The sequence below is a fragment of the Sphingopyxis sp. genome, assembly GCF_019459305.1.
Lineage (GTDB): Bacteria > Pseudomonadota > Alphaproteobacteria > Sphingomonadales > Sphingomonadaceae > Sphingopyxis.
Window position 1 is genome coordinate 21,059 of the sequence record NZ_JAIBES010000079.1, and the last position, 9,533, is coordinate 30,591.

At 64.4% G+C, this 9,533-nt stretch carries 7 protein-coding genes and 1 pseudogene; 7 read left to right on the forward strand and 1 reads right to left on the reverse strand.

Annotated elements, in window-relative coordinates; translation table 11 throughout:
* Positions 1 to 2 precede the first annotated feature (2 nt).
* Positions 3 to 2,021 (reverse strand): lytic transglycosylase domain-containing protein, encoded by a 2,019-nt coding sequence (locus K0M74_RS08990; RefSeq protein ID WP_293970784.1) that lies wholly within the window; start codon positions 2,019 to 2,021, stop codon positions 3 to 5.
* 109 nt (positions 2,022 to 2,130) lie between these two features.
* Between K0M74_RS08990 and dapA the strand changes: the two genes are divergently transcribed.
* From dapA to K0M74_RS09025, 7 genes and pseudogenes are all read left to right on the forward strand, one after another.
* Positions 2,131 to 3,006, forward strand: coding sequence for a 4-hydroxy-tetrahydrodipicolinate synthase (dapA, locus tag K0M74_RS08995; protein WP_293970787.1), 876 nt, complete (start codon positions 2,131 to 2,133; stop codon positions 3,004 to 3,006).
* 7 nt (positions 3,007 to 3,013) lie between these two features.
* On the forward strand, positions 3,014 to 3,499 hold the full coding sequence (gene smpB / locus K0M74_RS09000; protein ID WP_088442006.1) for an SsrA-binding protein SmpB: 486 nt from the start codon (positions 3,014 to 3,016) through the stop codon (positions 3,497 to 3,499).
* Between the two features lie 32 nt (positions 3,500 to 3,531).
* On the forward strand, positions 3,532 to 4,110 hold the full coding sequence (locus tag K0M74_RS09005; protein ID WP_293970790.1) for a DUF2062 domain-containing protein: 579 nt from the start codon (positions 3,532 to 3,534) through the stop codon (positions 4,108 to 4,110).
* Positions 4,111 to 4,206: 96 nt separating this feature from the next.
* Positions 4,207 to 6,267 (forward strand): M13-type metalloendopeptidase, encoded by a 2,061-nt coding sequence (locus K0M74_RS09010; protein WP_293970793.1) that lies wholly within the window; start codon positions 4,207 to 4,209, stop codon positions 6,265 to 6,267.
* A 122-nt stretch (positions 6,268 to 6,389) separates the two neighbouring features.
* Positions 6,390 to 8,738 carry a response regulator gene (locus K0M74_RS09015; RefSeq protein WP_293970805.1) on the forward strand — a complete coding sequence of 783 codons (2,349 nt, stop codon included), beginning with the start codon at positions 6,390 to 6,392 and terminating at the stop codon, positions 8,736 to 8,738.
* Positions 8,731 to 9,081, forward strand: a complete 351-nt coding sequence (locus tag K0M74_RS09020; RefSeq protein ID WP_293970796.1) for a response regulator — start codon at positions 8,731 to 8,733, stop codon at positions 9,079 to 9,081. The genes K0M74_RS09015 and K0M74_RS09020 overlap by 8 nt, the downstream gene beginning before the upstream one ends.
* A 135-nt stretch (positions 9,082 to 9,216) precedes the next feature.
* Positions 9,217 to 9,533, forward strand: a pseudogene (locus tag K0M74_RS09025) (ATPase domain-containing protein); the annotation flags it as partial.

The following is a 9,533-nucleotide window of genomic DNA, read 5'->3' on the forward strand; positions in this document are numbered from 1 at the left end:
CCTTACCCCGGCGAGCGTTTGCCAAGGTAGAAGCTGAGCGGTGCCTGCGGCAGCGTCTTGCCCGGTTGCAACGTGTCGTAAACGACTGCATTTTCGAGCACGCGCTGGACGTAATTCTTGGTCTCGAAGATCGGGATCGCCTCGATCCAGTCGAGGATATCGATCGACCCGGTGCGCGGGTCGCCGTTGGCGCGCAGCCATTTGTTCACATTGCCCGGACCGGCGTTGTAAGCGGCGACCGCCAACGGGTAGCTGCCGCCGAAATAGCGCAGCATCTGCTGAAAATAGGTCGATCCCAGCATCATGTTGTAATTGGTGTCGGTGGTCAGCAGGTCGCGGTTGTACGACAGGCCGAGTTTGCCGGCGACTTCGTTCGCAGTGCCGGGCATCAGCTGCATCATCCCGCGCGCCCCGGCGTGGCTGATCGCGGCGCGGTCAAACTGGCTTTCCTGGCGGGTGATCGCGTGGATGAAGGTCCAGTTGCCCTCATGACCCGCGGGCACGCGCACCGTTGGGAACCCCGCGACTTCGACCGCGTCGAGGCTGTTCGCCTGCGCACTGCGGCCGATCATGACGCCGAGGTCGGGGCGCCCGATCTGCGACGCCAATTGTCCGGAAAGGACATGGTCGGCGGGCGAGGTTGCCTTTTGGGACAGCGCGCGCAGGAACAAAGTCTGCTCGCGCCACGCACCGATTTCGCCGAGCGCGCGGGCGGCGCGGACGAGACGGTCGTCGTTGAAGTTGCGCTTTTCGTCGTTGCTGACCTGGATCGTCGGGTTGGGGGTTGGCTTGGGCTGCGGACGGCCCAGCCGTTCAAGCGCCAACTGGCCGTAGAACTGGTCATAATGCTGCGCGGCGTCGGCGAAATGCGAATTGGCGGCGCCGCGGTCGCCCGCCGCTAGCGCGGCGCGGCCCGCCCAATAGAAGCCTTTGGTACGCGTCTGCGCCGATCGCGCCGCCTCGCCATAGGCACGGTACAGTTTTACTGCCTCCGCAGGGCGGCGCAGATCCTTGTATGCCAGCTGTCCGGCGAGCCATGCCAGCGAGGTATAGTCGTCGCGCACCGCGAGCGAGGTTTCGCGGATCACCGTTCCGGGCGGGAAAGCGTCGTCGATCTGCCGCGCGATATTATAGGCGGTAAGCTTGTCGCCGCCGCTGTCAGCCTGCCGTGCGTTGGTCAGCAGCGTTTCGATCCATTCCTCGGGATCGGTCGGCGCCTTGGTCAGTGCTCGTGGCGCGGCGAGCAGCGCGCGCGCTTCGCCGACGCGGCCCGACTGGCGCAGCCAGGTCGCCTTGGCGGTGATATATCCCGGGTCGGTCCGGACGAGCGACGGGTTCGCCGCCTCGACCGCGGCGGCCTGCAACGCGGCATCGACCGATTTGCTCCGCATCGCGAGACGCGCGGCGAAGATCGCGCGCTTTTCGGGCGACGTATAGGGTAATTGGCGGCTGGCAGCGGCGGTGGCGTTCGACCAAAGTAACCGATCCATCCGCGCGTCGTGATCGGCGAGCGTGATCGCACCCGCGAACAGGCCGAGCGCGCGGCTGGTTTCGGCGTCGTCCAACGGCCCGCTGACCCACGCGCGGCGAACTGCGGCATTGGCCTCGTCGCGGCGGCCCGATGCATTGAGCGCCAGCGCGTGGCGCAAATGGCCGCTGGCGGTCTGCGGCGGATACGACTGGAAATAGGCGAGGGTGCGCGGCGGATCGAAACTGTCGATCGCGATCGCCTTTTCGGCGCGCGTGCGCATCTTATCGGCGTCGGGCCAACCCTTGTTGGTCATCAGGAAGCGCGACAGCTGATCGAACGAGGCGCCGGTGTTGGCGGACAGCCGCCGCCATTCCATCACCGCGTCGCCAACCGAATTGGTGGAGGGCGGCGGTCCCGATGTCGACGCCAGCCCCATCTGGGCGCGGTACCACGCCATTTGTTCAGGAGTCAGTTCGCTGGCCGTGGCCGCGGTCGGAATGAGCAGGGCCATGGCGAGCGCCAGGCGCGAAATACGGGGCAGCGTGTTCATGCCGTGCATGTTAGTGCCAAACTCCTTGCGGGGCGCTGAATAGGCGTCCATTAGCGGCGCGCCGTCGGGACTCTACCGGCGCGGCCATGTTTTTGTAAAGGAGCGGGGCATGTTTTCGGGGTCTATTCCCGCTTTGGTGACGCCATTTCGCGATGGGGCGTTCGACGCGCCCGCCTTCGCGCGCCTTGTCGACTGGCAGATCAAGGAAGGGACCAGCGCGCTGGTCCCGTGCGGTACGACCGGCGAAAGCCCGACGCTGGGTTTCGACGAACATTATCAGGTGATCGACAGCTGCATTCAGGCTGCGGCGGGGCGCGTTCCGGTGATCGCCGGGTGCGGGTCGAATGACACTGCGACTGCGGTTCGCCATATGCGCTACGCGCAATCTGCGGGAGCCGCCGCGGCGCTGGTGGTCGCGCCCTATTATAACCGTCCCAGCCAGAACGGGATGATCGCGCATTTTCAGGCGCTGGCGGACGCGAGCGACCTACCGATCGTTGTCTATAACGTCCCCGGCCGCACCGTCGCTGACATCAGCGCCGAAACGATGTGCAAGCTCGCCGAGATCCCCTCGGTCGTCGCGATTAAGGATGCGAGCGGTGATCTGGCGCGGGTCACGATCCACCGCGCGGGTGCCGGAACCGATTTCTGCCAGCTGAGCGGCAATGACGATTTGTGGCTGCCGCACGCGGTGATGGGCGGAGTCGGCTGTATTTCGGTCACCGCCAATGTTGCACCGGGACTGTGCGCCGATTTCGCCGCTGCTTGCGCGGCTGCCGACTGGACGCGGGCGCTGGTGCTGCACGACCGGCTGTTCGATCTGCATCAGGCGATGTTCGCCGACACCTCGCCTGGGCCGGTCAAATATGCGCTCTCGCGCGTCCACGACTGGTTTTTACCCGAAGTACGCCTACCTATCATCCCAGCGGACGCAGCCTCGCGCGCCGCCGTCGATGCCGCGCTGTCCGCGGCAGGAGTGATTTAGTTTTCCCATGGCTCGTCCGCAGTCCGCCGCCGAATTCGACAAGAAAAAGGTCGTCGCCGAGAACCGGCGCGCGCGCTTTGATTTTGCCATTGAACAGGTGTTCGAGGCTGGGATCGCGTTGCAGGGGACCGAGGTCAAATCGCTGCGTTTCGGCGAAGGCACGATTGCGGAGAGTTATGCCGAGGTGAAGGGCAATGAGGTGTGGCTGATCAACAGCAACATCCCCGAATTCAGCCACGGCAACCGCCACAATCACGAACCCAAGCGCCCGCGCAAGCTGCTGCTGAGCGGCCGTGAGATCAACAAGATGTACGCCGGCGTTGCACGGCAGGGCATGACGCTCGTCCCGCTGAGCGTCTATTTCAATAGCCGCGGCCGCGCCAAGGTCGAGCTCGCGCTCGCCAAGGGCAAGAAAGCACACGACAAGCGGGAGTCGATCAAGGAGCGCGATTGGAAGCGCGACAAGCAACGACTGATGAAAGAGCGCGGGTGAGCGGCGGCAAGCCTCGGGACAAGGCGGCGGTGATGAACTGGATCCGCCGCAACTCGCCGACGCGCGAAGAGCTGCTCGCGAGCCGTTTCGTCAAGCCGTTTGCCCATAGGGTTGCGCACAGCCATTTGTGGCGCTTCACCCGCACCTCAGTGCCGCGCGGGACCGCGCTCGGCCTGTTCGTCGGCATTTTTTTCCTGATCCCGGGCATCCAGATATTGGGCGTCGCGCTGCTGGCGCTGCCGGTGCGGGCGAACATCCCGATTGGTGCCGCGATGACATTTTTGTCGAACCCGGTGACGACGCCGTTCATCATCCTGGCGTCGGTGTGGCTGGGCGACTGGCTGTTCGGGTTACAGGCCAATAGCGCGACTTTTTCGGCGATGATCGAACATGGCGCGTCGGCGGGCGAATGGGCGCGCTGGGTGTTTTCTGACGCCGCGCCTGCCATGATGGCGGGACTTCTGGTCATTTCGGTGGGGACGGCGGCGATCGGATATGTGCTCGCCTCGATTTTCTGGGACAATTGGATTCGCCTCCGCTGGCGGCGCAAATTGCAGCGGGCACGCGACCAACGACATGAGGCATCGACCAGCGACACCCCCGCCGGTTGAACCGCGGGCGCGCTGCCGTATAGCTAACCCATCGCAATATCGTGCGGCGCCAACGCGCTGCGCGTCGTTGCTCCGTTTTGAAAACTGGGGACTATCATGACTTTTTTGCATGTTACTTCGCGCCTGCTGGCGACCGCCGCGCTGGGCGCAATGTTGATTTCCGCTGGTCCGGCTGTGGCCAAGAAAAACGCGGCGCCTGCGCCTGCTGTCGCACCCACGGCCAAGCCCGAACTTGGCACCTTCGGGTTCGACACCGCGGGCATGGATACGAGCGTCCAGCCGGGCGACGATTTCTACGCCTATGCCAACGGCACCTGGGCCAAGAACACCACGATCCCCGCCGACAAGTCGAACTATGGCATGTTCACCGCACTAGGTGATCTGTCGCAGCAGCGCACGCGAGAAATCCTTGATGCGGCCAAGGCCGATCCCAACAGCATGATTGGCCGCAATTATGCTGCCTATCTGGATAGCGCGGCGGTCGAGGCGAAAGGACTGGCGCCGATCCAGCCGTGGCTCGCCAAGATCCGCGCCGTCGACAAGCCTGGTTTGGCCGCGCTGCTCGCCGAAGCCGACCGCAGCGGCGTCCAGCATTTCTTTGGCGGCTTTGTCGGGCAGGACGACAAGAACCCCGAAGTCTATATCTACACGATGTTCCAGGGCGGCATCGGCATGCCCGACCGCGATTTCTACTTGAAGGACAATGAGCGCAACGCCAAGTTGCAGGCAGCCTACCTGAAGCATCTGGAGAATGTCCTGACGCTGGCGGGCGAGGCGAACGCCGCGGCGCGCGCCAAGGCGATCTATGATTTCGAAAAGCAGATCGCGACAGTCCATTGGGACAAGAACGACAGTAGCGACGCGACCAAAGTCTACAACAAGATGACGATCGCCGAGCTTGCTGCCGCGGCGCCGGGGTTCGACTGGGCGACCTTCATCCATGGTCTGGGGGTCAACGAAGATTCGCTGCTGGTGTCGCAGCCAAGCGCCTTCACCGGCGAAGCCAAGCTGCTCGCCGACGCGCCGATCGCGGTGATCCGCGACGCGCTGATGGTGCGCAGCCTCGACGGCTTTTCGGGCGTACTGCCCGAGAAGTTCGCGCAGGAAAGCTTCTCCTTCTATGGCACCGCCTTGTCGGGAACGCCGCAGATGCAGGAACGCTGGAAGCGCGCGGTCGATTTTACCACCGGCAACCTGGGTGAGGCCGTCGGCCAGGATTATGTCGCGAAATATTTCCCGCCCGAAACCAAGGCGGCGATGGACGAACTGGTTAAGAACGTCCTGGGCGCGATGGGCCGCCGCATCGACGGGCTGGCGTGGATGCAGCCCGCGACCAAGGCCAAGGCAAAGCAGAAGCTGGCCAATTTCACCACCAAGATCGGCTATCCCGACCGCTGGAAAGATTACAGCAGGCTCGAGATCAAGGCGGACGACCTGTTCGGCAATGCGCTGCGTTCGAACCAGTTCGCGCACGACGACAATATCAGCCGCCTGGGGGGGCCGATCCGCCGCTGGGAATGGGGAATGACCCCGATGACGGTCAACGCTTATGCCAATTTCGGTATGAACGAGATCGTCTTTCCCGCCGCGATCCTGCAGCCGCCCTTCTTTGATCCGCACGCCGATCCGGCGATTAACTATGGCGGTATCGGCGCGGTGATCGGCCATGAAATCAGCCATCATTTCGACGATCAGGGCGCTAAATATGACGAAACCGGCAAACTCGCCGACTGGTGGACCCCCGCCGACGTCGCGGCCTTCGAAGCCGCCGGGAAGGCGCTGATCGCGCAATATGACGCTTATGAAGTGCTACCCGGCGAAAAGCTCGACGGCACCTTCACCCTCGGCGAAAATATTGGCGATCTGGCAGGCCTGACTGTTGCCTATGACGCCTACAAGGCATCGCTCGGCGGCAAGGAGGCGCCGGTGCTGGGCGGGCTGACTGGCGACCAGCGCTTCTTCCTGGGCTGGGCGCAGGTGTGGCGGCGCAATTATCGCGACCAGAATCTGTCGCAGCGGATCACCACCGATCCGCATTCGCCGTCGATCCAGCGGACTTGGGTCTCGCGCAACCTTGACCCGTGGTATAAGGCGTACCAGATCAAGGAAGGCCAGAAGCTGTATCTGGCGCAGAAAGACCGTGTTCGCATCTGGTGATGCGCCGATAAGAAAGACTGTCATTGACCGCGACGAGCCTGCCTTCCGCTGATACCGATATCGGCAGGGGGGCGGGTGCCGTCGGCCCGCTTTCGGCGCCGCCGCGGCTGTCGCGGGTCGATATGGGCCTGCTTGGTGGGCTGGCGCTGTTGTCGGCCGCGCTTCTGTTCTGGGCGACGCGCGATACGGTGCTCGCCGCCGGTTTTGTCGCCGGGCTTGGGGTTGCGGTCGGCGGGGTAGTGCTGGCGCGGCGGCTGTTCCCGGACGTCGTGGCAGGCGATGCGGCGCCGCCCGACTGGACGATGCTGCGTCAGGCGGTCAATCATGACGATGTTGCGATCGCGGTCACCGACCGCGCCGGTCGCATGGTGTGCGCGAATGATTTGTTCGGCACCTGGATGGGCGGCTTCGTGACGCCGCCGGGGCTGCCGCTCGAGGGTCGCGGCGCCGATGTGCTGAAGAATGCCGGGCGAATGGCGTGGCGCGATGGTGAGGGAAGCGCCGACGATCTGGCGATCGGACTGTTGCAGTTGCGCGCGCATGTCACGCGCACCGGGCAGGCTGAGGATTATCTTGTCTGGCGCTTCTCGGCACTCGAACGGCTTGATCTGGCGTCGGAGATCACCCGCCACCTTGATGGTCCTGCAGGCCGCACGCTCAGCCATGCCGGGGTGATGGCGGCGCTGGTCAACGCCGAGGGACGGCTGCGCGTCGCCAATCAGGCGTTCCTGCTGCGCGCCCTCGGCGAGGACGACGCCGGTCATTACGCTGGCCGCGACGTCGCGCCGATGCTGCGGATCGACGATGGCGGCGCGCTCTATTTCGCGCGCGAGGGCGACCGCGCGACCCCGGTGCGGATGCTACAAATCCCGCTCGCGCCCGCCGACAGCAACACCCCGGTGCTGCTCGCGCTGCTCGACGAGGAAATCGGGCCGGCCGACCGCGGCACCGCGCAGACCTATGTCGAAACCTTGCTGTCGCTGCTGCCGTTCGGGCTGGCGATGGTCGATCGCGACGGGCGCTTCCTCTATATGAACCGCGCGTTCGTGCGCGCCGCGAACCTGGGTGACGGCAAGATGCCGCGCTATCCTGGCGACATTGTGGTGGGCGAGGATAAGGGACCGCTGGCCGACATGATCCGCCGCCACAGCAGCGGTCAGCAGGTCGGCGGCGACCTGTCGATTCGTCTGGCGGGCCAGAGCGGCGACCCAGTGTCGATCCGGATTGTAGGGGTGCGCGGGCTGGGCGAGGCGGCGGTGCTGCTCAGCCTGAAGGATTCGAGCGAGGAATCGCGCCTGAAGCGCCAGGTCGCGCAGGCATCGAAGATGCAAGCCGTCGGCCAGCTCGCGGGCGGCGTTGCGCATGATTTCAACAATATCCTGACCGCGGTGCTTGGCGCCTGCGACCTGATGCTGATGCGTCACACGCCCGGCGATAGCGATTATGACGATATCCAGCAGATCCGCAGCAACGCCAACCGCGCTGCCAGCCTGACGCGGCAATTGCTCGCCTTTTCGCGCCAGCAAACGCTGCGGCCGCAGATATTGCAGCTGCCCGACGTGATCTCGGAGGTGTCGCACCTGCTCAAACGGCTGATCGGTGAGACGGTGCAGCTGGCGGTCCACCACGGCCGCGGGCTGGGCGCAGTGCGCGCCGACCCCGGGCAGCTCGAGCAGGTGATCATTAACCTCGCAGTCAACGCGCGCGATGCGATGCCGGGCGGCGGGACGCTGACGATCGAAACCTTTCCGGTATCGGCCGCCGACGTGCGCCAGATGGGCAATGAATTCATGCCGCCCGCCGATTATTGCGCGCTCAAGGTCAGCGACACCGGCACCGGCATCGCCGCCGACGTGCTACCCAAGATTTTCGAACCCTTCTTCACCACCAAGGATGTCGGCAAGGGGACCGGGCTCGGTCTGTCGACGGTGTATGGCATTATCAAGCAGTCGGCGGGTTATATCTTTGCCGACAGCCAGCCGGGGCAGGGGACGAGCTTTTCGATTTACCTCCCCGTCCACCGCGTCGGCACCGACACCCCCGTGGTGGCGCCGCCGCCTGTCAAGCCGAAGAAAACCCAGTGGGGGACTGGGACGATCCTGCTCGTCGAGGACGAGGATATGGTGCGCGCAGTTGCCGAACGCGCGCTGACCCGCGCGGGTTACAGCGTTGTCACCGCATCGCAGGGCGAGGAAGGGCTCGAACGCTTCGCCCAGATGGCGCAGGTCGACCTGATCATCAGCGACGTCGTGATGCCGACGATGGATGGTCCCGCGATGGTGCGCGCGCTGCGCGCCAAGCGGCCCGACCTGCCCGTGCTGTTCATGTCGGGCTATGCCGAGGAGCAGCTCAGGCAGTCGATCAACATCGACGATGTCGCGTTCCTGCCCAAGCCCTTTTCGGTCGCGCAGCTCGCCGAGGCGACATCGGCGGCGCTCGACGATGCCGCACATCGGGTGAAAAATGGCTGATAATCTGCGCATTCTGCTCGTCGAGGACGATGTGTTGATCGGAATGATGCTCGCCGACATGTTCGATGCGCTCGGACTGCCCGAACCCGCTCAGGCGGCGAGCATGGACGAGGCGCTGGCGATCATCGCGAACGAATCATTGGACGGCGCGCTCGTCGATATCAATCTGGGGGACGAAAAGGGCTGGCCTGTCGCGGACGCTTTGGCTGAGCGGGGCATTCCCTTTGCCTTCACGTCGGGCGGCGGCGACATTTTGCCACCCACGCATGCCCATCGTCGGCTGGTCGCCAAACCCTTTCGGATCAGCGATATCGAGGCCGCGCTAGCCGAATTCGCAGCCTGACTTTCGCCGCCGTCTGCGCAGAGACGATGGCGACAGAATATTTTGTTCCACTCTTGTTCTACAAGAACAAATGCCGTACACAGGTTCAGCGTTGCGATGCTTCTGTCGTCGCTCTAGAGCTGGAAAGGACGGCAAATGGCCAGTCAATTGTCACTCGTCGGATCGGGGAAATCAGTGAACAACACGGACAGGCAGAAGGCGCTCGACGCCGCGCTCGCGCAGATCGATCGCGCCTTTGGCAAAGGCTCGGTGATGAAATTGGGCTCGAAGGAGGCGATGCAGGTCGAGGCGATCTCGACCGGTTCGCTCGGCCTCGACATCGCGCTCGGCGTCGGCGGCCTGCCGCGCGGCCGCGTCATCGAAATCTATGGCCCCGAAAGCTCGGGCAAGACCACGCTGGCGCTGCACGTCCTCGCCGAAGCGCAAAAGGGCGGCGGCACCGTCGCCTTTGT